This is a genomic window from Shewanella sp. HL-SH2, from assembly GCF_051164935.1.
Classification (GTDB): Bacteria; Pseudomonadota; Gammaproteobacteria; order Enterobacterales; family Shewanellaceae; genus Shewanella; species Shewanella glacialimarina.
In genome coordinates this window covers 2,123,546-2,147,365 of sequence record NZ_CP195035.1, presented here as the reverse complement: position 1 = coordinate 2,147,365, position 23,820 = coordinate 2,123,546, and the positions used below count along the sequence as shown (strand labels likewise).

The window sequence follows — 23,820 nt, the reverse complement described above, 5'->3', positions numbered from 1 at the left end:
CCCCACCATGAAATTGCGAGGGAGTCGATATTAATAATCTTGAGTATTCATGTTGATTTGTGACATTGGCGTTTCGAGCAGAGATTAACTTCATAGGTATAGTGGAGTTTATATGGCAATTCACGATAAACTCTTTTTCTTAGCGACATAGTTAACGAAGCGTTAGTATTGTGGCCCAAACTACTAGCGCACATATCATAGGGCAAGGAAGTTAAAATGAAAGAAGTAGTATTAGCATCAGTTTTATTATTTTCAGTTGGTTCTATTCAAGCCGCTGAATCGATTCGTTGGGATAGTGCTTCATTATCTTATCAAACTGTTGAGCTAGATGAATATGACATGTCGGGTTTTGGTATTTCTGGGACAAAATTACTCAACGAAAATATATTCGTATTGGGAAGTTATGCTTCGGTTTCTGATGATGTGAATGTATATGGTTCTAACGTCGATTTGGAGTTTAATAGATTGTCTTTAGGTCTTGGTTATCGTTATCCAGTAGCTAAAACCACGGACTTATTTGGTATAGTTTCATACGAAAAGATGGGTGTGGAAGCGTCATATCAAGGTAATTCAGACGATGACAGCGAAAACGGTTTTGGTTTGCAGGGAGGTGTTCGCACACTAGTTGCTGAAAATATAGAATTAAGTGGTGCGCTTAACTATGTTGATATTGGTGATGCTTCGGAAACTGGCATTAATCTTTCAGCTATGTACCATTTTACAGAACAATTTTCTGCAAGCATTGGTTATGGCCATTTGGATGACGTAGACACAGTTAGTGTGTCAGCAGTTTTCTTCTTTTAATAAGTCAATTAACACTTATTAGCCTCTCGTGAGGGTCGCGATGAGGCTTTATATTGAAAGATGTGTTTAATTTTTTAATGATGTCATAATGTCTATATGTTTAAAACACAGAGAGACACACTTATCAACTCATTTACACACAACAATGTCCATAATGTTGAAGCCGAAGGTAATCACCATGATGACCGATACCAAATATACATGCTGTGAAAACAATCCCACTATGAAATTAAGAGGGTATTAATACAAATAATCTTGGGTATCCATATTCATTTCAATCGACACTTGTCAATTTAATACCTCTACAAACACATCTAATATTGACCACAGATAACGCTAAACATTCAAATTCTGGCTTGTTAGTTTCGTACTTAAAAAGTTATTTATTATTAACTCGTATGTGTAAACCGATACCAGAAAATATCCTCACATAACCAGATCAATTAAAGCAAGATAACTTACTCTGATTGAATGGAAATAGAGTCATTAACCAATTCTCAAACATCTGCTTCCCCCATAAAAACCAACTTATACTATCGGTTGAAATGCGGTTAATGCATCCAGCATAGTGGCATTACCTAAACCTTGCCTTGGAGCGACACTATTAAACTGGCTTTGTTCACCGTGTAACGCCATATAGTTAAGTAATACTGTTTCAACTAGTAAGTTAACGTTATTTGCTGACGGTGCAGATGCTGTGTCTACCGAAGCATCTGAGCGCATAAAACCAATTTGTTGCTTTCTAGCCATTTGGTCGGCATTGGCTCCCATTAATTGCGGCTTGCCTGCAGGATTAAACACTAAGAAGAAAGCGGCTCCAGTTGATGAATTATCACCGGTCCACTCACCTTTACCTCGCCCTTCCTGTGAATCATCAATACGGCCATTACTTGCCACTGAACCATCACTGAACACGTACAGCATTAACGGCATATTGCGACGGGCAGCGTATTCTAAACAGGCTCCCATGCAACGTCCGGCGCGTAAGTCTCTTAGTTCTCCAGTAGCACGTTCACCGGTGTGATAGTCAAAACCGCCCATAGTGACTGTGCCCGCACCGGAAAATCCATTCACGACCAGTTTCATAATTGAAGCGGTTTTTTGAAACTCAGATTCCGAATCAAACTCATTGATATTAAAAATACCACTTGGGCCGACAATATCAGGGTCAAGTACTGGGTTTAACGTTGACGGATCACCAAAGCGATCCGCTAAGTCAGCGCTTTTAACATAACCACAATTAACCAAATCTTTAATCACATCATCACGGGTCACCTGGGTATTAACCGACGCCATTTTCTGCGCACTAACTCGTTGAATACTTTCCATTACAGTAACAGCATCTCGTTGAGATAACAGGCTAAATAAATCACCTACATCCACTAAGCCAGTAACATCTGAAGGTCGATCTATTTTCGTTGGACGTTTACCCAAATCGATAAAATTTGTCGCTGACATTGAATTGCCACCGGAGTCAGTATTGCGAGACCCGATTAGCGGCATTAACGAGCCATTTGCACCTGCAGCCGCAATGGCATACATAGGATTATGTGGATTATTGCCGGTGTCGTTGTCAGATCTACTTGGAATAACCGCGCCATTAATCCGCGATGCGGTATCCGTGGATACTTTTTCTAGAATGCCACGTAAAAAGGCTGAATCAGAATGAAATGCTAAGCCTAAATCAGTATTGATAAAGTCAGACATGGCTGCATTAGGGTTAGCAATAGACGGTGCCATATCGCCGGGCAAGCCTAATTTGTTATAACCTGCTGTCGACAAAAAGTCTTGTTGTCCCCCGGCTCCCCCAACTAACACATTAGAGCCTGCTATGTTGGCTCCACCAGCTAGGTCGAAACTAATAAATGGAATTTTACCTGCGCCCTGAACACTAATACCGCAGGACTCTCTTAGGGCTTCTAAATCTGGCGATAATGTGGCGTTAGCGTTATTGGGGTTGGCAAATAAGCTGAATAAAGATAACCCGGCAACCGCTGCGCCACCTTTACACAAGCCGGTAGAAATAAATTCACGTCGAGTTAACGGTTTGCGATGATCAGCAAACAACAAAGGACTGTCTAGGTGAAGATGCTTAGGTTTTCTCATGGTCAGTTCCTTGTGCTTGCGCTTCTGGTGTTTGATTAAAAACGGTGACAGTTAAAAATGGTTTGAATTGGCTCATCATCATTCTCCTACTGCACCAGCATAACGGCACTTGCTAATACTGCGGCACAACTGGCTTTTGCAATAGTGCGAGTGCGCACTGCATCACAATTGGTTGTACACACAGACAAGTTGCTCACTAGACTATCAAGTTCGTTAAACACCCCCACACTGCTTGGCTGATTAGCCAAGTTAAGTGGCATTAATTGCGCTATTAAAGGATTAAGTAACTTGCTTCGCTCAGCAGGGCTTAATGCCACACTAGGCGCTGAAGTAAAGTCCACATCAGGGAACCAGGCACTACGTATGACGCTATCTTCAATTGCAGTATCACAATAGGCGATGGCTATTTGAGTTATTCCCATTTGCTGTGCTGAAATAAAGGTTTCAATGTTTTCAATACTCGGCAATTGGCGTTTTACCAACTGATAGGTATTGAACACTTTGGTTGACTGTTGCTCTACCCCTGTCAGCACGCTCATGGTGTGATTAATTTCCGCGAAGTTACGTATCCCCATTTGAGCAGACTTTGTGGTTGCAGGAACTTCTTCGGGGAACACTATTACCCCTGGAATGACCACGTTTTCGTGCTCACCCAGTTTCTCAAAAGTGAGAAAAAACTCATCTTGACTAGCACCTTTTTCAAGTGCGACAAGGGTGCCTAAAGGAGATATTAAAAACGGTTCGGCAATTTCCTGGCCAGCTTCAATCGCCAAATCAAGATTCATATAAGCCTGACCATGGGAGCTTTCTTTACCATTTATACCAAGGCGAAGTCCCTTAAGCGGAAATCCATTTCCTACTTGCGTACCATCAATATTAACAATCGATGCACCGCTAAATAGGTAACTGTAATTATCAAATTGGCTGACCTCAAACATCACATAGGTATTAGGTAAATCAATTAAATGGCTAATAGAAAACAGTAAAAAGAATTTCTCACCCACACCAACATCATAATTCTGTAGCACTTGTGCAGGCTCTAGTACGCGGTTATACAGTGCTAGTAAGCGAATATCCCCTTGCCATACATGCTGATTTGACGCTTCACGGCCTAAAATTAATGCAAAGCTGTCATCCCAATTTGCCAGCGGGGCAATATCTTCATCCGCAACATTGATTAAGCGACCATTGACGTAAATTTTACGTCCTTCATTAGCCTTATAAGTCATCACTACGTGTTGCAATGTAGCTTGTAAAACTTCAGCGGCATCAGGAGTGCTTAATGCAGGCTCACCATTGGCACTTGAACTTTCGGTGCGCAGCATAAAATCATAATTATATTGAGTTTGCCCTAAAGTAAAGTTGCGAGCATTATCACCAGCCGAATAGGTCACAATGCGCGCAGGACCTTCTTGAACCACATTACTAGGAGTCACCCAGGCTTCAATCGAAAACTCACCGGTTGCTGTCATTAAGTCATGTAATTTTTTACTATTCGCGGTGCTGGCCTGTGCCTTACCATTTTTAAACGATAACCCCCAGCTTCCTAACCAATCAATATCGCCACTTAAACTGAGGTTGGCCGCAGGCGAAATACCTGAAGTGTCATAGGCAATATTGCCCTCTCCCGTTTTAAACTGGTATAAAGCAATGACGCCAGTTTCAAATCGGCCACCACTTGATGCGGTAATACCGTCAGTTAAACGCAGCGATTTAGACACCACCATATCCGCTGAAATGACGTCAAGTGGAATCGCATCACTTAATGCCGTAATGGCGTCACGCATTTCAATACTGTTCGCCTGACAATTGTCCCAACAGTTATGAAACTCACTGCCTAAACGCACCACTAAACGCGACTGAGCGGGCTCATCTAAGTTCATGACACGTTTGGCTGCTTCATACGCTTGTGCAACGTCATTACTAGCAAAGAATGGCGATTGTGCTAATTGAGCACTTTGATTATGACATTGCGAACAATACTGGTTAACAATAGGGTAAACATGTTGGCTAAATAAGCTGCTGTCATCGGGAAAGCTTTTGCTTGATCCAGGTTCACGGATAACTGGTGCGGTAAGTTCAATGGTATTTGCGGTACTCACACGATCGTCCGCCCATAACTTGATCCACTGAGTCATGGTTTCACCACATGCAGCATCACTGGCTAGCCAACAGTTATGACCACCAGCCACTTTATCCACTAAACGTGATTTTTGAGGCTCAGCTAAATCAACCAAAGAGTTGGTTGCCGCATAGGCATCATTAACATCATTACGACTAGCAAAGTAAGGTGCTTGATTACCTTCGGTATGACATGCGCCACATCGGTCTTGGGTTGAAATATTATCCCAAAGCGAAACTTTGTATTTTTGAATATCTTCCGTGGCAGCTGCGGGACCGGTGTACACATCAGATTGAGGGTCTTGCTTTTTGGGTGGATTGGTTTCTACATCGCCGCCCCCGCAAGCTGTGAGCATAAATATAAGCGAGAAAATAACTGAGGTTTGGATTAATAGGTGCTTCACCGTTACTCTCCCATACAGTAATTGCCAACTTCAGCAAATACGCGCTTCAGTTGGTAAGAGTTCTGTTTAAAGGAGGCGGTAGTTGCATTGATTTGTGATAAATCAGCTTGGCTTTCCGCATCACGTAAACAAACTGTTTTAAATACTTTTTTCACCTGGCACTGAGCAAATGCCTGGCTGTTAGCTAACTCTTGACCCAATGATTTTGCACCTGCACCTTGACCCGCTAAGCTGTTATCCCAACCTAGCTTTTGATTTATGCCCTCGCGCCAATAGTTTTTCCATTGATCATTTGCAGTGACAAAACCGAAAGGGAAGCTGGTTGCATTGAAATGATATTTAGCTTGCACACGACTGCCAGTGCTTGGGTCGACTTGACCACTGCTGTTATATGCGACCTTCCCTGCGTTGCCATCAGGGTCTGTGTCAAGGTTAAACTCATAGTTATAATAAGCAAATGCCTGCGCTAATGGATCCATGCCGGTATGACAGCCTGAACAATTGTTTATAAATAAGCGGCTATCACCACCTGGGCTTCGGCTAACGTCTTGGCGAATTCTATCGGTTGATAAAGTGTTGTCTTTTAATGGTTCTAAGTCAGTACATAAATGATTCATTAAGGTAAATCGCAACATAGCGCGATTGGTCCCTAAGTAAAAGAAGGCTTTTGCTGCTGCACGACTGGTCAACACTCCTGCGGTCGCGTCACTGGGCAAACCATTAAGACTTGATTGGGTAGTGCGCTCCAAATTCTCTTTTAAATCGACAAATTGATCATCAAGCGCTTGATAATGTGAATTGTTATTAGTGTTGTAAGCAGGTAAACCTAGACTACTTTTACCCACATAAACCATATCAGATTGTAGGATGTCTCTAAAATCTACATCATCTCTAACTGCGCCAATCACTGTGGCAGAGTAGTCATTTAGAGGCTCAAAAGTATCTTGATCTATATTAGTCCAAGGGGTAGCAAACAGCTTTAATGTGGTCGAATAAAATGCAGGAGTTTCCATGGCTAAGTAAGCCGCTTCGAGAGTTTTACCTTCATCAAGTAAACTGGCCATATTCTGCAATGTTTGCTGTGAAGCGGCAACACCGGCAAGGCGATCGTGCAGTAGTTTAGCTTGTTCAAGTGATCCTGCAGCTACATTAGCGGAACTAAAAATCATTAAAACTACTGTAAAAGTGTGGATTAATACTTTATTGCCTAAATGTTTAAGGCCAAATTTTGCAGCATAAACCAGACTGTTTAGTGTATAAAGTCGAGCCTTCATACTGTCTCCTTGTCATTTGTTCAAATTAACAATCGCCTGAAGAAACAGCATTTCACATTAAGCTGATTTTTGACGGGTCATTTAAAATCAGTAAAGCAGATTGTTTTTTATTTATTATTCAAGCCAATAATCTAAAATGAATAATTATTCAAATATTTAGCATAAAACCAGCACTTTGTAGTTTGACTTTAAATATAGCCAAATTGTTACGGTTCTGATAATACTTCTCAACAAGGTAAATAAAAAGGATTAATTTTATTTTAACAAAAGTATTGAAACAAACACACATGACGGCAATAATACACTAAAGGCAAACAAGCCTACTCAATGACGCTAACAATAATAATACATCGTTAAGGGATTCTAATGAGGCCGACTGTAGGCTATAAATTTGTGATTTTTTCAGTATTTAGCTTACTTTTAGGCTGCGATACTGACACAGCCATAAAAGATGAACAGCCTGACCCCGTCTTGATAGAGCACCCTGTTGTCTACATTCAGCGCGATCAATTAAGCGCTGAAAATCAGCCCCCACAATTTGATACTTTCGATCCTGCCCACTTTAATCCTGGTGCCAATTTATTGACAAAACGCAATGCGTTTGCCGATTCTCCGCCATTCAGTTTAACTGCATCTTTATTTGAATCAGACCAACTTGTTGATATAAGAGATTTATCAGTTTCAGATGATGGTCAACAATTATTGATGTCTATTAAAGTACAAAAGATTGACGCCAATGAAGATGAGCAAACTTCGTGGAATATTTGGCGCTATGACATTGCCACAAAAACGTTAAGCAGAGTCATGGCTAGTGACACCTTAGCCGAGCAAGGTAATGATTTAATGCCGTCATTTTTACCTGATGGCCGCATCGTATTTGCGTCCACCAGGCAACGTTTATCACGGGCAATTTTGCTTGATGAAGGTAAACCTCAATACACAGCATTAGATGAAAATAGAGATAATGAAACCTTTAATATTCATGTAATGGACCCTGATGGTTCGGCAATAAAGCAACTCAGCTTTAATTTGAGTCACGATTTCTACCCCTTAGTGATGCAAAACGGCCAAATTCTATATAGCCGATGGGACCTGATGGGGGCAAATCATGGCATAAATTTGTATCGCATGAACCCGGACGGCACCAATAATGAACTGGTTTTTGGTTGGCACTCGCATAAAATTGCACTCGATTCACAACCTGAAGTGATTGAATATATTAAGCCACAGCAGCTTCCGAGTGGAGAAATTCTGATGATGCTAACCTCGCAAGCAGATCCAACAGCCGTTCATAAGCGTCCTGTTACCATCAATATCGACGACTATATTGATGCTAATCAAGCCACAGGATCGTCTGGAGCTCTAGGTAATGCGATAAATGATGTCGCATTAGCTGATTTTGATTTTAACTTCTCACCCAGTTTGTCAGCTACAGGTCGAATTAATCATCTATTTCCAATCCCAGATAACAGTAATCGGTATTTAATGAGCTGGGATTTGTGCCGAGTTATAATTGATGGGCAAATTAGATCTTGCGGTCAGTTAACAGAACAGCAACTTGCTGATGAAGCCTTGGTACTCGCCCCTGCATTTTACGAATTATGGTTATTAGACAATACCAATAAAACTCAGCAGCTTGTGGCAACAACAGAGCAAGGCAAAATATTAACAGAAGCCGTGGTCATGCAACCCTCAGCTCAGCCTAAAACCTTTATTGCAGACAAAGTGGTTGGCAATGAATTAGATGCTCAACTATCACAAGAACTTGCAGGCAGTATTCATATTCGCAGCGTTTATGACTTTGATGGCACTGATAGCACAGCAAGCGCTGGCGGTATTGCTCGCCTAAGTGACCCGTCACAAACCCCTGCAGCAAACTTACCTGCCCGATTTTTACGCATTGTGCGTGGCGTACCTATGCCACCCGATGAAGTACGTGATATTCCAAATACCGATTTTGGCCGCAGTAATAATCAATTAATGCGAGAAATCATTGGCTATACGCCAATCCAACCTGACGGTTCAGTTAAAATTAAAGTGCCCGCTAATGTGCCACTTGCTATCAGCATATTAGATATTAATGGCAAACGAATTGGCGGGCGTCATCGTCAATGGATAAGCCTAAAGCCGGGTGAAACACTAGAGTGTGCAGGTTGTCATTCTGCCAATAGCCAATTACCCCATGGGCGAATTGACGCCCAAGCCACCAGTATCAATGCTGGCGCAGTGGCTGGAGGCAGCCCTTACCCAAATGCTAGCGCAAACATCATTCCATCACAGGGCCAAACGATGGCTGAAGCAGACGAAATGGTTAATGGACTGGCGCAGTTAACCGCAGATATTCTCTACCAAGACATTTGGACTAATCCAGCAATTTCCGCTGTTAACCCAGCGTTGGAATATACCTATAGTAATATGCAAACCTCGGCGCCAAATGGCGCAGAATGTTTTACCAATTGGACCACTTATTGCCGTATTCAAATTAATTACGTTGAACATATACAACCACTTTGGGATTTGCCTCGCCCTGTTATTGATGAACTCACTCAAGTTTTGATTGCTGACAATACCTGTACAGCTTGTCACAATATGGTTAACCAAGAGGGTGTATCGCAAGTACCTGCTGGGCAATTAGCCTTATTGAATACACCTTCAACTGACCAAGTGGCGCATTTAACTAGTTACCGCGAATTATTTTTCAACGACGTAGAGCAAGAAGAAATAGATGGCATTATTGTCGATAGATTAGTAGAAGTACTGGATGCTGACGGTAACCCTGTCTATCAAATCGACAGTGATGGTGAATTAATTTTAGATGCCGATGGTAACCCTATTCCAGTATTAACCACGGTCAATGTACCCGCTATTTTATCGACTAATGGCGCGAGGGCGAGCAGAAACTTCTTTGGTGCGATGAACAGCCCAACTCATCAAAGCATGTTATCGCCTGATGAACTTAAGCTGTTAAACGAATGGTTAGACATTGGCGCACAATATTACAACACGCCTTTTTATCCACTACCGTAATGATCGTAAGCCAGCAAAAATGCTGGAAGCATAAAACAGTCACTACAAGTATTCGTACTGGAGCATATGGAATGATAATAACAATAGGAATCTATGTTTAAGCTCATGTTTAAGTTTATTACTAATGTTAGGCACTTTAAAAACACACTTTGTTTATTGGCACTAATTTGCCTAAGCCCTACGGTATTAGCTGAAACAGCTGCTGAACCCACGCTGCGTATTGAGGTGCCTTTTATTGAGCTACATTCAGGTCCCAGCGCAGGCTATCCTGTGGTGTCGGTGATCGAAAAAAATGAACTGGTCACTTTACTAATAAAACGCACCACCTGGATAAAAGTCAAAAATAAACGCGGTATTGAAGGCTGGTTCCATGAAGATGCCTTGCTCGGCCTATCTAAAGATGGCCAAGCTATTACCCAAAACCAAATCAGCCAGCAAGATGTGATAAACCGTGATTTTGAAGCGGGCGTTATGTACGGTGATTTAGAAGGTGCTAACTTTTATAATATCTATGGCGGCTATGCCTTTACTCCCGTATTCAGTGTTGAGTTATCGGCAGGTAAAGCATTGGGGAGCATTTCAGACAGTGACGTTTTTGAAATAATGCTGGTGAGTCAGCCGTTACCCGACCTTATTGTTATTCCTTACATTGGTGTAGGCGCAGGCCTGATTAGCACTAAACCCCACAGCGTTATTGCCGATTCAGAAGCACGCGAAAGCACACTGATGAGTGGCGCTGTCGGCATTAAGTATCACATAGCACGTAACTTTTTAGTTCGGGCTGAATATAAACTCTCGTTAGCGTTAACAGACCGAGATGAAAATGAAGAGATCCAAACATGGAAAATAGGATTCAGCGTGTTTTTTTAATGCCGTTATTAACCGTCAGCGCGCTGACCTTAGGCCTAATAACGGCAAGCACACCGACTTTTGCTGCAGAAGCAGAGGTGAGCTCGACCGTTGCGGTTAAAGCCGACGTGGAACGTCGCGACGTAGTAGAAGATTTACTTGATACTGAAAATTTTGAAGTCGGTATTCAAGGTGGGATCATGTCGATTGAAGACTTTGAATCTAGCCCTTGGATAAATGCACATGTGGGTTATCACATCAGTGAGCATTTTTATGTCAAAGCCAACTATGCACAAGCCAAAGCCGGTGAAACCAGTTTTGAAAAGCTAGCTAACGCTGCACCATTATTAACCGATGCAGAGCGCGAGTTAACCTATTATGGTTTAAATATTGGCTATACCCTCCTTCCTGGGGAGATATTTTTTAGCAAGGACATGGTATTTAACAGTGCTTTCTCATTCGAATTAGGTGGCGGTAGCACTGAATTTGCCGGTGATGAACAGTTCACGGTTAATTTAACCGCAAATTATCGGGTGTTTCTAACAGACTGGTTAGCATGGGACTTAAGCATGAGTGATTACCTGTTTAATACCGAAGTGACCGGAGCGTCTAAAACAACCCATAATTTAACCTTCGCTACCGGTGTTGCATTTTATTTTTAACCCGTAAATCGTCAGTTCAATTTATAAAGAACAGCTAATAAAAATAAAAAAGGATTATCGAATGTTGTTGAACAAACTGGGATGTAAAAGCCTGCTGACCGCGTTGGCACTATTAATGTCCATTAACGCCCAAGCCTTAACAGTAGGCGACGCAGCACCTGATTTCACCTTGAAGAATATGCAAGGCAACAACCTCAATTTGGCCGAGCAACGCGGTGAAATCATTTTAATTAACTTTTGGGCATCCTGGTGTGGACCGTGCCGAAAAGAAATGCCGGTGCTGCAAAAACTACAAGACAAGTATCAAGATTTAGGTGTGCAAGTCTGGGGCATTAACGTTGAGCAAGAAAACCAAGCAGGCAAAGACTTCTTAGCCGATTTGGATTTAAGCTTTTCAATCTTTTTTGATGAAACCAATGCCTTGTCAAAAAGCTACCAAGTAGAAGCGATGCCGACCACAGTGATGATTGATCGCGACGGTAAAGTGCGTCATATCTTTCGCGGCTATAAAGACGGTTATGAAAAAAAATACGCCGATGCGATTAAAAAGCTGATCAGAGAATAAATCGATGAACATTAAACGCATAACTGACCGACTCTCTGCGAGTAAGCGTCTAAACACAGTGATATCAGCCGCAGCTGTTCTTGGGTTACTCAGTTTAAGTGGCTGTTCAAGCTTAAACATTGAGCCCTGGGTTAAACCCTATGAAAGGCAAAACCTAGCGGATCCCATTATGCGTTTAAACCGCCATCCTAGTGCAAGTATGCACATGGCGCACGTGTTAGAGGGCCGCGAATCGGCCCGCGGCGCAGAAGGCACGGGAGGAGGAGGTTGTGGTTGTAACTAATCGATTAAATCCGTTATTACGCAAAAGCTTAGTTCTATTACTGAGCCTAGTTGGCTTTGTATCACATGCCGCCATTATTGACCCTGATAGAGTCGATGTGCTCTACCACAGTTATGAAGGGGGTGGGATGAAAATTGACGGCCCCTCTATTTTACTGCGAAAAAAAGCCTCTGAGTCTGTTGCGGTTACCGCCTATTACTACCTTGACAGTATTTCATCAGCCTCTGTGGATGTGATCAGTACCGCCAGCCCTTATACAGAAGAGCGTAATGAAGGCCAATTAGGCATTGAGTATCTTCGCGATAAAACCATGATGTCGTTTAACATACGTCAAAGTGATGAAGATGATTATTTAGCTCAATCCTTTAGTGTCAATGTGTCGCAAGATACCTTTGGTGACTTAACTAATCTTAATATGGGCTTATCATTTGGCGATAACGAAATTCGACGCAACGGCGATGAATTATTTGAAGAGCAAAGCCAGCAATATCGTATTCGCGCAGGCATTAGCCAAATTATTACCCGCAATCTAACCACCAGTTTAAATGTCGAAGCCATTGCCGACAGCGGTTACCTTAACAACCCTTACCGAACAGTGCGATATGTGGACAGCAGCATTCCATCAGGTGTGGGCTATCAAGCCGAGGTTTACCCCGAAACTCGCAACTCCTTTGCCGCAAAGTTAACGGCCAGTTACTTTTTACCCTATCGCGCAGCGTTATTTGCTCATTATCGCCACTTTACTGACAGTTGGGAAATTCAAGCCAGTGATGTTGAGTTAGGTTATCGCCATCCCATTGGTGATGATCTCGAGCTGGAATTTAAAGTGCGCTACTACCAACAAACCCAAGCTGAATTTTATAGCGACTTATTTCCCTATCGTGATGCGCAAAACTATATGGCACGCGACAAAGAACTGAGCGACTTTAGCGATATCACTTATGGATTAGGGGTAACCTACTTTTTACCCGCCTCATTATCCTTTGGTGAAACACGCTCTGAGGCTTCATTACAATGGGATTATATTGATTTTAATTATCAAAACTTTAGAGATCCAACCGCAGATGGCGGCGTAGGAAATGAGCCGTTTTACGGTTTTTCAGCCAATGTTATACGCGCTTTTGTCAGTGTCTATTTTTAGCGCTTGCGGTATTCGCAAAGTCGACCAGACATACACTATTGTAATTAACAATTTCGCTCAGCAAGCATATTGCATGTTAAGCGTCCCTATTAATCAAACGGAATAGCCAAGGCTTTTTGATATGACTCAATCTCACTTTTATCGTATCGCGTTAACTCGCTTTTTTAGCGTATGTTTACTGGTTATAGGAATGGCAACACTGGCCACACAAGCCAATGCTGAAGAGTCGACCATAGCCACAGAACTTGAAAATATAAAAAGCCAAGTGCTTAAGCTCAACCGTGATTTATTTATTTTAGAAGAAGATTTACTGTTTCCTGCCAGCACTCAAATAGCGGTATTTGTGTCTGTCGATGTTGGCCGTTTTATGACCCTCGACAGTGTGGAACTGAAAATTAATGATGATAACGTCTCCGGCACCTTATATACCGAGCGCCAACGCAAAGCCTTAGAACAAGGTGGTATTCAACGGGTATATTTAGGCAACCTTAAAATGGGCAAACATCAGTTAACGGCTATTTTCACTGGTATCGATACTGAAGGCCGAACGGTGCAACGTGCTGTTAACCATAACTTTGAAAAGACCGACGAAACCATAATGATTGAACTAAAACTAGAAGATAACCAGTCTAACTATCGCGCGGATGTCAAAGTAGAGCAATGGGTGTTGTAGTTGAAGTTTTTAGTAGGAATTTTATAACATGGTTTTTGTAAAAGAGGTTTCGCTATATGGACTTTACAACCAACAATGACTTTTAAACTAATGTTTTCAAAAAAAAATCTTAATTTGTCGGTCCATTTTTTTAGCTTGTCTGCGATAAAGTGTGCATGTGTCATGAGCTTTCTGTTGTTAACGCAGGTTTGCATGGCACAAAGTGATCTAGCCTCGCCCTTGTCTGTCCAGTCAACTAAAGACAAATTAGAAGATAAACTATACCGCCAAGCACTGTATTTTTACTTTGCCGGTGATTACGCTGCTGCGCTAAGACAAATTAGTTTAAATGAGCAACGCCATCAGCTCATATCATTAAGAAGTGATTTATTCGAAGCCGGTTTGCAAATCAATATAGGCCTTCACAGTCAAGCTGCTGCAACCCTATTGTCTTTTGAACAGAACCAGAATAATAGCCATCAGCGCAAATCAAGTGATGAAAACGCACAACAAAAAACTAAATCATCAACCTCTCCTGCGGAGCTATTACTGATTGCCTTGTTACAGCTTAGTGAACAACAAGTGGAGCAAGGCGATAATCAAGCAGCACAGCAAACTCTTGCCAAAATACAGCTTGTACAAGCTGAATATGTCAACCAATACCAAGTATTAAATCAGCTGGCATATTGGCCTAATGCACCGTTAATGTCGGCAAAACTGGCCGCCCCAGGCAAAGATGAATCAGTCTCGCAAAGCTTATCGGGTGCTTATATCGCCCTCAATAATGCGCTGCAATATATGCAGCAAAATGAATTCCAATTAGCTGAGCCCATTTTAAGTCAATTAAAAAATCAGACCTGGTTGTCCGCGCAGCAAACTTTTTGGCAACTGCTGTTTAATCCATTTTCAAGTGATCAATATGACAGCCTTGATAGCCAGGGCAATGTTATCAATGATAAACGGCGCCAACAGCAGGCGGTTAACGATTACGCTAAATTATTACTGGCACAAATGTATGTTATGCAGCAGCAATATGATGCCGCATTTAAAGAATTGGCTGACTTTCCTCAGAACAGCCCTTACTCAGAGTCAGCACTGTATTTATTTGCTTTTGCAGCACAAAATGTCGGCGAATATGACACCGCATTTAATTTACTCGATTTAGTTCAGCAACAATATCCATACTCTCATCTGGGTTGGCAAGCTGCGCTATTAAGTGCCGCACAAGTCACCCAGCAACAAACGCTTGAACAAGGTATGGCACGTTATCAACAAGCCGAGCAATTGTATTTAGATCAAATCGCCGACTTAGCCACCTTTAAACAGACATTCTTAGCTGCAAGTGATGTCGCCAATTTTAGTTTAAGCCATAAAAAAACCAATTTAATTGGTAGCCCACAGGTCAACTCAGATGACAATTCATTTGAATTATTAACCCCGCCCTCGTTTACTACTCAATCAATGTGGTTAAAGAAAGCCCTACTAGACGCGCTTTTAGCGACAGATTATCAAACCGTATTAACCCTCGATTTATTAAATGCCAATTTAAGAAGTCAGCGCAGCAAAAGTGATTGGTTAAAACAGACATTAGCGTTAAATAAGCAACGTCAACGCAGCGTGATTGAAAGACAACAGCAAACGCCTTATGCCGCATTAATTACACAGTTGAAGCAGCAAAAGCAAAGTGTAGCTAACATTATAACCGCTGCAGAAAATCAGCAAAATGGCCGAGCATTTGCTACCCAACTCGAGCAACAATGGTTACAGCGTATTGAGCAAAGCCAACTCAGCATTAATAAGTTGTCTGGCCAACGCGATATGATCGATTATCAGCAGCGACTCACTAAAGTATCTGGGGTATTACACTGGCAATTACAGCGGAACTTTGCCGACAGACTATGGCAACACCAAAAAAAGCCTGCAACAACTCGATCAGCAACTCAATGCGCTTGAGGCGCAATCACAGCGATTTAATGCATTGTCTGCTTCGCAACGGGTTTACTCTGATTTTGATAGTCGTCAACAAATGAATGAAGCAGAAATTAACAAGTTAACCCTAGCTATTAAGCAGCTGCGTCTTAAAACCAGTGATGACATTCGTCAAAAAGTGACTGTATTTGTGGATCAACAACAGCAACAGTTAAAAAGGTTATTACTCACCACTCGTCATGAAATGGCGGCAATATTAGAACAAATGGCACAAGCTGACACCTTGCCGATGCAGAGAGCTCAATAATGTCGATTCATCACGTCAGTTCTAAAACAACCTACAGCACTAATGTCAGCGTCGCGATGTTGTTTATCGCTGGTGTTATGCTTGCTGGTTGTAGCAATACATCAGATGAACAACCGAGCAATATTAACCGCCCGACCCTGACTGATCTCGCTAAAAAACGCACCGCATCGTCAGTTGAGCCAATAGCGATGAGCAAAGCGGAGCGCAGCAGAAAACTGGCACAAATATATCAACAGCTATTATCAATTGAACCTGATCCTGAAATTAGAACTCACGTTGAATATCGCCTAGTACAAATTAATACCGAGTCATTTGAAACACAGTCTTATGGCGGTGATGATGACGGTTTAATTGAACCAAATCAAAATGTGCAAGCTGAAGATGCTGCGGTATTGGCACAGTTAAAACAAGACGATATTGCCCTGCAGAAACTGATCACAGATTACCAGGATTTATTGCAGCGCTACCCAAATCGACCTGAAAATGAACATCTACAATACCAGCTAGCCAAAGCACTCGACTTGCAAGGCCAACTGAAACCTAGCTTAGTTGAAATGGAGTCATTGCTGCGCAGTTACCCACAAACTCAATACCTTGCTGAGCTAAACTTTAGACGCGGTGAGATTTACTATAATCTGCAAAATTACCCAGCGGCGATTCAAGCTTATTACCAGGTGTTACAAGCTGACAATAACCAAAAATACAAAATAAATAGCCTGTATATGTCCGGGTGGTCTCAATTCAAACTCAATAGACTGCCTGAAGCAGACAAGGCTTTTTTAAAAGTGTTTGAAGCCATTGTGGCAGCAGATGAAAACCAACATAAACTCGTTCCAGACAACTTCTCTTTTGATAAGCTTGGCCAGCGGGCACAAAATTTAGCTATCGATACCCAAAGGGTACTCAGCATTTCATTAAGTCAGCAAGGGCAGTCTGAGTCACTGGTTCAACTGGTTAAAAGCAATGGTTCTTTACCTAACCTGGCCCTCTATCAACATGTGTTATTTGATAATTTAGCGCAGTTTTTGCTGAAAAAAGAACTGACCTATGATGCAGAGCTAACCTATAAAGCCTACATTGATTTAGCCAAAGACAACATTTGGTCAACCCGCTTCTCTTTGTCTTTACTGGACTTATATCAAAGCCAGGGCAAGTTTGCTTCAATGCATGAACTCAAAGAACAGTTTGTTAATCAATATGGCTTAAACAGTGGTTTTTGGGCTGCGGCTTCACCCGCGCAGCAAACTGAACTGCTGCCTAACTTATTATCATTTAGTGATGAGCACAGTCGCCGCACTTATGCCTACGCGCAATCTTTGCAAGGCAATGCGCGCGCGGGGGCATTTTCACAAGCCGCTATCGCGTTAAAAGTGTATTTAAATCATGCATCATTGCCGCAAGCGTCGGCACTATTGACCAAAGATATCGTTACTGACCAATACCTTTTTGCCGATGCCAATTTTGAAGCAAAGCAATATCAGCAAGCATTAAATAGTTATCAACAAATTGCATATCCTGCTGATACGCTAAAGAATACTGCGAAACCACTACAGACTGCCGAACTAGCCAAAATTCAATTACAATCGGCATATGCAACCACCATTACCATTCGTGAAATACTCAAGGCCTATCCACATGATACCCAGGCAGACAACCCTGAGTATCAGGCATTAATGCAAAAACGTAATCAATTAGATAAAGACTTTATTCGCCACTACCCGCAGGATGAACGCGCCCTGCAAATTGCTACTAATGCCGCTCAGTATTCATTTGAGGCTCAGGATTATGTGGCTTTAACACAATTCACCAATTTTGTATTACTGACCCACGGGGTGATTAACCAAAACAGTCAACAACAAGCTGTTTATCTAAACATTAACAATGCGAACCAGCTATCGCCAAGTGCATTAAAACAAGTGCAACTTGTTAGCCAACTCTACGCTAATAGCTTATATCAACAAGCGCTTTATGCACCAGCTGAACAAGGTTACTTACTGGCATTAGAATACGCTGACAGGAAAGCTACCGCCCGGCTGGAAATGCGCAACCTCTTAGCCTCTTGTATTTATTTTCAAGCTCAAGCACTAAAGCTAACCCAACCAGATTTAGCTGTTGCGCAACTGCTGCGAGTTGGCCTGGTTGTGCCTGAATCAACTTATGCAGTGAATGCGGAATTTGATGCGGCTAATTTATTGCTTGAGCAACAACGCTGGCAAGAAGCCGTGGTGGTGTTAAAACCCTTTAAACTCCGTTATCCTAATCATCAATTTAGCGCTGCCATACCGGCTAAATTGGCTCAGTCCTTTGAGGCGTTAGGCCAATGGGAATTAGCCGCTGAACAACTACTCATTATTGTTGATAATGAAGACTCTCTATCGTTAAAGCGTGAAGCGCAGTACACAGCAGCCGAGTATTACCTTAAAGCAGATAATACGGCCAAAGCACTGACTACCTTTAGACGTTACGCCAAAACTTACCCAGAGCCCTTTGATGTGGCGCAGGAAGCTCGCTTCAAAATGAGTGAGTTTTATCGGGCTAACGGCGAGCAAACTAAACAGTTTTATTGGTTTAAACAAATATTAAGTTTTCATCAAAAACAAGCACAGTCATCGCCACAAGACATTCAAATGCGTCAAGTTGAACTAGCTTCTTTATCTGCTTTGGGTTTAGGTGAGGCGGAGCAACAAACTTTTATGGCTATTAAGCTTAATGTGCCATTGCAGAAAAGCTTAAAGCGTAAGCAAGACGCGATGAAAAAAGCCATTGGTTATTATCAACAGGTATTAGATTTCCAATTGGCTAAGTATGTTCCCCATACCACTTTTAACTTGGCTGAAATGTACCGTCAATTGGCCCAAGATATGATGCAGTCACAACGCCCAGCAGATTTAGATGAGCTGGCATTAGAAGAATACGATATTTTACTGGAAGAGTTAGCCTATCCATTTGAAGAAAAAGCCATTGAGATCCATGTCAGTAATACTGAGCGGGCTTGGCAAAATATCTATGACCAATGGGTCGGTAAAAGCTTCAATAAACTTGCAGAAATCGCCCCGGCGCTTTATCAAAAACAAGAATTAACCCACGAGGTGATCGATGCAGTTCATTAATCAAACTAGGGCATCCACATCAAATATACCTAAGAAATTAGTGGTTATAGTCGTCATGATTATTGGGCTGCAAAGCTGCGCATCAGCGCCAGATTCTGTTAGCAGTAACACTGACAAGGGCTCATTAGGCAGTTTAGGTAAAGACATTGTTGCCATGGTAGACATGCAGTCATCAAGGGGAAATGATAGCAACAGTAATAACATTTCCAATAGCACACAAAATCGCTACCTTGAGCAAGCCGACATAAAGTTAGCCAATGTGCCTAAAAGTGTCATCAGCCAATATCAGCAGGCGATTGAATTGATGCGCCGCCAACAGTGGCAAGCCGCTGATAATCTATTTGATAACGTCATTGCTGCACAGCCACAATTATCAGGCGCTTATGTCAATAAAGCGCTCAGTGCATTGCAGCAAGACAATATTGCTGCAGCAAATTCACTATTGGATAAAGCCATACGGGTTAACACAGATAACCCTTACGCCCATCAAATTAAGGCTGGCTTACTGCGTAACCAGGGCCAGTATGAACAAGCTGAACAGCATTACCGTAACGCACTGGCTATTTGGCCTCGATACCCTGAAGCACAAGTCAATTTAGCCATTTTACTTGAGTTATATCGTGGCCAGTATGCAGAGGCTAGACAATACTATTTAGCTTATTTGGCCAATCAACCTGATAACCAACAAGCCAAACGTTGGTTAGCCGGTGTTGAGATTAAAATGCAGCGCGCAGGACTGACAATACCTGCAGAAACACCAAAAGATACAGAACAATATGTTCCACAGTCAAAGGAAGTAGAATAATGAAACATGTACTTTTATTGCTGCTTTTACTATGGATAATGTCTTTCTCTGCTAGCGCGATGGCGATTGACGAAATCGGCACCAATGCTCAAACCACGGCAACAAAACCAGAGATTGCCAAAGCCGCGGAATCAAAGCGCACTGAGCCAACACAAAAAACAACCGCTGCCAGAGCCAACAAGCCAGTATTAATTGAAAGTAGGGTCACTGGCTCGCAAGAACAACCCAAGGTGCTTTACATCATGCCGTGGCAAGGAATAACCAATCCAATTAGTGTAGATAATAACGACATGAAATTTGCACTACCCCAGTTTAAACCGATACATCCTAAAGTTTTTCAGCAGCAAATAAGAGATTTTTCTGCGCCAATAGGAACCGTTGAACAATAGCACTTCGGATAGCCAAAATGCGTTTTAGTGACGGAGTAATAAATCAGCAAATTAAAAAATAAATTTGAATAACAAACCACAAACAACCGAGTATCAAGCATAAACCAGCCAAAGTAAGTCCTACTTATTTGGTCATAATAAATAAAAAACCGAACAAATGCCGCCACAAATGCACGAGTTCACTTTACAATAACAAGGAATATCACATGAATTTCATGGACCATATAATCGCTTTTTTACAAAATGGCGGCCCGTTTATTTACCCGATTGCATTAGTATTAGTGGTAGGGTTAGCGATCACTATCGAACGCTGGTTATATTTAAGCTCGGCTCATCGCACTAATCAAAAAGCGTTTTCTTTGATTAAAAATGCATTAAAAACCGGTGATATCGCCTCAATTAGTCAACATGCTCAAAACCATAAAGCGCCAGTATTTGACGTATTGCAGTCAGGCATCGCCCGTATTTCAAGTGCCAGTCGCCGTGAAGATGTTGAATATGCCATGGAAGAAACTGTGATGGAATACATGTTGCGCCTTGAAAAACGCACTCCATTTATCGCCACCTTAGCGAACATTGCTACCCTGCTAGGTCTACTGGGTACCATTATGGGTTTAATTGCTGCATTCTCGGCCGTAGCCAGCGCAGACCCAGCAGAAAAAGCTAACTTACTCTCACAAAGTATTTCGGTTGCGATGAACACTACCGCATTTGGGTTGATAACGGCTATTCCATTAATTCTATTCCACTCTAGTCTGCAAACTAAAACAGCGACTATCGTTGATTCTATCGAAATGGCGGGGATCAAATTATTGAACTCACTGTCATTTAATAAGCAAACGGATAACAACCGAGGCTAATGATATGAGACGCCGTCGTCGCCACAATGCCCAAGATGCAGAACTAGACATCACATCATTTATGAATTTAATGATTGTGTTAGTGCCTGTGCTACTGCTGAGTTTGGTGTTTTCTCAAGTGCGTATTTTGAATTTGCAGCTACCTGTATTATCTGAAGCAGAGCAAGCACAAGATGATCAAGAACCCAAAATATTAGAACTGGTAATAACACCAAAACGCTTCGAACTTAACTACCCTGCCGGCATGCTGCTTAAACGCTTCGACATTGCCGAACAAGGATATGACTTTGCTGCGTTATCGATTTATTTGCAGGACTTAAAACTGACCTTTCAGCAACAAGAAATTGATAAGAATGACATTGTACTATTGCTAGACCCTGCGGTGGATTATCAAACCATCGTATCGGCAATGGATACTGTGCGTTCATATAAAGCCGTTGTTGTGGCAAATTTAGTTGATGCGGAATTGTTCCCGATGATCTCATTAGGTGATGCACCTGAAGAAACCGACTCTGCCGAGCCTGTGACTGCGCAGCCTCAAGGAGAGCAGCTATGATGAAACAATCACCCAGAGCGAAACGTATTGCCAAGCATCACAAACGCTTTAATTCCGGCGGTAAGCTAAACCTTGTCGCGCTAATGGATATTTTCACCATTTTGGTTTTTTTCTTAATTGTGAATCAATCTGAAGTACGTGTGCTGCAAAGCGTAGATAAAATTAAGCTGCCGGTGTCTATCGCAGAAGAATTACCAGTAGAAAATCTGGTCATTACAGTGCTTGAAGATACCGTGCTAGTGCAGGAACGGGCAATTTGGCAGAAAGCTGCTGATGGCATTGGCTTAACTGAACAAGAAAATCCGTTGTTTATCGAAGCACTGACCAAAGAGCTTAATTACCAAGCCAGCAAACGGCTAGAGCTAACCGAAACAGAGCAAGAAAAAGGTCGTGCAGTCACTATTATTGGAGATGCTTCAACCCCTTATGTGGTGCTGAAGCAAATTATGTCGGCCTGTGCAGATACAGGTTATCGTAATATGTCTTTGGCAGTAGAGCAGCAAGCCAAAAAAGCAAATGGTGAGGGCTAATATGACAGCAAGCTCATCGAATGCAAGCCTCGCAGATAAAGGCAATCTGAATAGCCACATGAATGATGATTTCAATGATTTAGGTGACTTATTTAAACCCAGTCGCCAGGATAAACTATTTAAACTGATTTTATCGCTACTGTTGGTGGTCTACCTGATTTTCGGGATCATGGTGCCTTTTCTTGAACAGGTAGAAATTCCCCGTGAAATAAAAGAGCAAGTACCGCCTCAATTGGCGAAAATAATGCTCAAAGAAAAACAGCTTCCACCACCCGAAAAACCAAAGGAATTACCGCCGGAACCTGAGCCGCCTAAAGAGGAAATTAAAGATCAACCACTTGAGAATGCGCCAGAAGAACCCATCTTAAAGCCAATAGTGCAGCCAACAGTAATCACACCGAAAACAAGCCGTGAAGTGGCCAAAGAAAAAGCCAAAACCTCAGGGTTAGCGGCCATGAAAGATGAGTTATTCTCAATGCGAGAAGCGTTTGATGTCAAACCAACCGCGCAAAGTACGCTTGAGAAAACCACCGCACAAGAGGTAAAAGTTAAACGTGAAATGCTAGCAGGCGCCGCCAATAAGCAAAGTGATAACTTATCCACCTCAACCATCAGTAAACCTGTTGCGTCCGGTGCATTAAGTGCTAATAGCACTCAGCAAATTCGTTTAGCTGAAGAAGAGGTTTTAGCATCTCAAGGCGCTATTGCAGAAAAAGCCAGCCAAGCGTCCACAGGAGGGCAACGTTCAGAAGCAGTACTTCGCCGCACCTTAGAAGCGAATAAAGCCCGACTTTATGCGCTTTACAATCGTGCTTTAAGAAAGGATCCTTTCTTAAAGGGCAAAGTGATGTTTGAGATTGTTATCCAACCTAACGGCAGTATTAGTCGAGTAGATATTAAATCAAGCGAGTTGAATAACGCTAAGTTAGAACGCCAATTAACCTTGGTATTGCGCTCAATATCCTTCCCTGCGGAAGATGTTGCGGTTATGACCACCATTTGGGCAATTGATTTTTTACCGAGTTAGCGGGTTATTAAACAAGTAACAAAGTAAAAAAGCAGTTAATGAGTCCACCTCACTAGCTGCTTTTTTATTTGTCGTTGAATTCAAATATGGGTCATTAATCATAGGCTTTTAATGACTCAACGTAACAGCAAGATGCTGGAGTAAGGGTGCTGACAGGGGCGTATCCCTATAATGCCAAAATAACAGGCTTAAAATTGTTTGTTAAAATTTTGAGATACTAAAAACAAAAAACTGCTTTAAGTCCTAGTTTATTTGCTTAGTAGGACGCGGCTTCGCGCGGCCTATCCTTAGGTATTTAGCTAATACTCAACTGTTCAAATTTTACATTTTGCTCTAGCTGAGATGTACTAAAATAATCACCCAAGTTATTGGTAAGACGATTAAGCAAGTTTTTACCATAATCAAGTTTATTAATTTCA

The 23,820-nt window shown here is 42.0% G+C and carries 20 protein-coding genes; 17 read left to right on the top strand and 3 right to left on the bottom strand.

Going from position 1 to position 23,820, the window contains the following annotated elements:
• The first annotated feature begins 216 nt into the window (after positions 1–216).
• Positions 217–804 (top strand): porin family protein, encoded by a 588-nt coding sequence (locus ACRWP9_RS09335; protein WP_434928859.1) that lies wholly within the window; start codon positions 217–219, stop codon positions 802–804.
• Positions 805–1,332: 528 nt separating this feature from the next.
• On the opposite strand, the gene ACRWP9_RS09330 is transcribed toward ACRWP9_RS09335, so the two are convergent.
• The 3 genes from ACRWP9_RS09330 to ACRWP9_RS09320 all read right to left on the bottom strand — a co-directional run bounded on the left by ACRWP9_RS09330 (position 1,333) and on the right by ACRWP9_RS09320 (position 6,709).
• Positions 1,333–2,910, bottom strand: coding sequence for a hypothetical protein (locus ACRWP9_RS09330; RefSeq protein WP_434928858.1), 1,578 nt, complete (start codon positions 2,908–2,910; stop codon positions 1,333–1,335).
• An 86-nt stretch (positions 2,911–2,996) separates the two neighbouring features.
• Positions 2,997–5,435 (bottom strand): LamG domain-containing protein, encoded by a 2,439-nt coding sequence (locus tag ACRWP9_RS09325; RefSeq protein WP_434928857.1) that lies wholly within the window; start codon positions 5,433–5,435, stop codon positions 2,997–2,999.
• Positions 5,436–5,437: 2 nt separating this feature from the next.
• A complete protein-coding gene (locus ACRWP9_RS09320; protein ID WP_434928856.1) occupies positions 5,438–6,709 on the bottom strand; it encodes a hypothetical protein in 1,272 nt (423 codons plus the stop codon).
• A gap of 366 nt (positions 6,710–7,075) precedes the next feature.
• Here ACRWP9_RS09320 and ACRWP9_RS09315 point away from each other — a divergent pair, with 366 nt between their 5' ends.
• The 16 genes from ACRWP9_RS09315 to ACRWP9_RS09240 all read left to right on the top strand — a co-directional run bounded on the left by ACRWP9_RS09315 (position 7,076) and on the right by ACRWP9_RS09240 (position 23,401).
• Positions 7,076–9,736, top strand: coding sequence for a hypothetical protein (locus ACRWP9_RS09315; RefSeq protein WP_434928855.1), 2,661 nt, complete (start codon positions 7,076–7,078; stop codon positions 9,734–9,736).
• Positions 9,737–9,829: 93 nt separating this feature from the next.
• Positions 9,830–10,606, top strand: a complete 777-nt coding sequence (locus ACRWP9_RS09310; RefSeq protein WP_434928854.1) for an outer membrane beta-barrel protein — start codon at positions 9,830–9,832, stop codon at positions 10,604–10,606.
• The gene (locus ACRWP9_RS09305) at positions 10,576–11,247 is read left to right on the top strand and encodes an outer membrane beta-barrel domain-containing protein (protein ID WP_434928853.1); all 672 of its coding nucleotides are present in this window, start codon (positions 10,576–10,578) and stop codon (positions 11,245–11,247) included. Before ACRWP9_RS09310 ends, ACRWP9_RS09305 begins: the two co-directional genes overlap by 31 nt.
• A gap of 61 nt (positions 11,248–11,308) precedes the next feature.
• Entirely contained in the window at positions 11,309–11,812 is a 504-nt protein-coding gene (locus ACRWP9_RS09300) for a TlpA family protein disulfide reductase (RefSeq protein ID WP_434928852.1), read from the top strand.
• Between the two features lie 4 nt (positions 11,813–11,816).
• Positions 11,817–12,095, top strand: a complete 279-nt coding sequence (locus tag ACRWP9_RS09295; RefSeq protein ID WP_434928851.1) for a DUF4266 domain-containing protein — start codon at positions 11,817–11,819, stop codon at positions 12,093–12,095.
• Positions 12,082–13,236, top strand: a complete 1,155-nt coding sequence (locus tag ACRWP9_RS09290; RefSeq protein WP_434928850.1) for a DUF3570 domain-containing protein — start codon at positions 12,082–12,084, stop codon at positions 13,234–13,236. Before ACRWP9_RS09295 ends, ACRWP9_RS09290 begins: the two co-directional genes overlap by 14 nt.
• 121 nt (positions 13,237–13,357) lie before the next feature.
• Positions 13,358–13,909, top strand: a complete 552-nt coding sequence (locus ACRWP9_RS09285; protein WP_434928849.1) for an AraC family transcriptional regulator — start codon at positions 13,358–13,360, stop codon at positions 13,907–13,909.
• 192 nt (positions 13,910–14,101) lie between these two features.
• On the top strand, positions 14,102–15,841 hold the full coding sequence (locus ACRWP9_RS09280; RefSeq protein WP_434928848.1) for a tetratricopeptide repeat protein: 1,740 nt from the start codon (positions 14,102–14,104) through the stop codon (positions 15,839–15,841).
• A complete protein-coding gene (locus tag ACRWP9_RS09275; protein ID WP_434928847.1) occupies positions 15,774–16,124 on the top strand; it encodes a hypothetical protein in 351 nt (116 codons plus the stop codon). Before ACRWP9_RS09280 ends, ACRWP9_RS09275 begins: the two co-directional genes overlap by 68 nt.
• Positions 16,124–19,234 carry a tetratricopeptide repeat protein gene (locus ACRWP9_RS09270; RefSeq protein WP_434928846.1) on the top strand — a complete coding sequence of 1,037 codons (3,111 nt, stop codon included), beginning with the start codon at positions 16,124–16,126 and terminating at the stop codon, positions 19,232–19,234. The genes ACRWP9_RS09275 and ACRWP9_RS09270 overlap by 1 nt, the downstream gene beginning before the upstream one ends.
• Positions 19,221–20,039: a tetratricopeptide repeat protein gene (locus tag ACRWP9_RS09265; RefSeq protein ID WP_434928845.1), complete on the top strand. Its 819-nt coding sequence runs from the start codon at positions 19,221–19,223 to the stop codon at positions 20,037–20,039. The genes ACRWP9_RS09270 and ACRWP9_RS09265 overlap by 14 nt, the downstream gene beginning before the upstream one ends.
• On the top strand, positions 20,039–20,428 hold the full coding sequence (locus tag ACRWP9_RS09260) for a hypothetical protein (RefSeq protein WP_434928844.1): 390 nt from the start codon (positions 20,039–20,041) through the stop codon (positions 20,426–20,428). Before ACRWP9_RS09265 ends, ACRWP9_RS09260 begins: the two co-directional genes overlap by 1 nt.
• A gap of 206 nt (positions 20,429–20,634) precedes the next feature.
• Positions 20,635–21,288: a MotA/TolQ/ExbB proton channel family protein gene (locus ACRWP9_RS09255; RefSeq protein ID WP_434928843.1), complete on the top strand. Its 654-nt coding sequence runs from the start codon at positions 20,635–20,637 to the stop codon at positions 21,286–21,288.
• A 4-nt stretch (positions 21,289–21,292) separates the two neighbouring features.
• Positions 21,293–21,844, top strand: coding sequence for a biopolymer transporter ExbD (locus tag ACRWP9_RS09250; RefSeq protein WP_434928842.1), 552 nt, complete (start codon positions 21,293–21,295; stop codon positions 21,842–21,844).
• Positions 21,841–22,374, top strand: a complete 534-nt coding sequence (locus ACRWP9_RS09245) for an ExbD/TolR family protein (RefSeq protein WP_434928841.1) — start codon at positions 21,841–21,843, stop codon at positions 22,372–22,374. The genes ACRWP9_RS09250 and ACRWP9_RS09245 overlap by 4 nt, the downstream gene beginning before the upstream one ends.
• Position 22,375: 1 nt before the next feature.
• Positions 22,376–23,401, top strand: a complete 1,026-nt coding sequence (locus ACRWP9_RS09240; protein ID WP_434928840.1) for an AgmX/PglI C-terminal domain-containing protein — start codon at positions 22,376–22,378, stop codon at positions 23,399–23,401.
• Positions 23,402–23,820 lie beyond the last annotated feature (419 nt).

Bases quoted from the DNA above. Each gene is read 5' to 3' on its own strand.
- ACRWP9_RS09335 (WP_434928859.1), top strand. From the start codon at position 217: ATGAAAGAAGTAGTATTAGCATCAGTTTTATTATTTTCAGTTGGTTCT.
- ACRWP9_RS09330 (WP_434928858.1), bottom strand. From the start codon at position 2,910: ATGAGAAAACCTAAGCATCTTCACCTAGACAGTCCTTTGTTGTTTGCT.
- ACRWP9_RS09320 (WP_434928856.1), bottom strand. From the start codon at position 6,709: ATGAAGGCTCGACTTTATACACTAAACAGTCTGGTTTATGCTGCAAAA.
- ACRWP9_RS09315 (WP_434928855.1), top strand. From the start codon at position 7,076: ATGAGGCCGACTGTAGGCTATAAATTTGTGATTTTTTCAGTATTTAGC.
- ACRWP9_RS09310 (WP_434928854.1), top strand. From the start codon at position 9,830: ATGTTTAAGCTCATGTTTAAGTTTATTACTAATGTTAGGCACTTTAAA.
- ACRWP9_RS09305 (WP_434928853.1), top strand. From the start codon at position 10,576: ATGGAAAATAGGATTCAGCGTGTTTTTTTAATGCCGTTATTAACCGTC.
- ACRWP9_RS09300 (WP_434928852.1), top strand. From the start codon at position 11,309: ATGTTGTTGAACAAACTGGGATGTAAAAGCCTGCTGACCGCGTTGGCA.
- ACRWP9_RS09295 (WP_434928851.1), top strand. From the start codon at position 11,817: ATGAACATTAAACGCATAACTGACCGACTCTCTGCGAGTAAGCGTCTA.
- ACRWP9_RS09285 (WP_434928849.1), top strand. From the start codon at position 13,358: ATGACTCAATCTCACTTTTATCGTATCGCGTTAACTCGCTTTTTTAGC.
- ACRWP9_RS09280 (WP_434928848.1), top strand. From the start codon at position 14,102: ATGGCACAAAGTGATCTAGCCTCGCCCTTGTCTGTCCAGTCAACTAAA.
- ACRWP9_RS09270 (WP_434928846.1), top strand. From the start codon at position 16,124: ATGTCGATTCATCACGTCAGTTCTAAAACAACCTACAGCACTAATGTC.
- ACRWP9_RS09265 (WP_434928845.1), top strand. From the start codon at position 19,221: ATGCAGTTCATTAATCAAACTAGGGCATCCACATCAAATATACCTAAG.
- ACRWP9_RS09260 (WP_434928844.1), top strand. From the start codon at position 20,039: ATGAAACATGTACTTTTATTGCTGCTTTTACTATGGATAATGTCTTTC.
- ACRWP9_RS09255 (WP_434928843.1), top strand. From the start codon at position 20,635: ATGAATTTCATGGACCATATAATCGCTTTTTTACAAAATGGCGGCCCG.
- ACRWP9_RS09250 (WP_434928842.1), top strand. From the start codon at position 21,293: ATGAGACGCCGTCGTCGCCACAATGCCCAAGATGCAGAACTAGACATC.
- ACRWP9_RS09245 (WP_434928841.1), top strand. From the start codon at position 21,841: ATGATGAAACAATCACCCAGAGCGAAACGTATTGCCAAGCATCACAAA.
- ACRWP9_RS09240 (WP_434928840.1), top strand. From the start codon at position 22,376: ATGACAGCAAGCTCATCGAATGCAAGCCTCGCAGATAAAGGCAATCTG.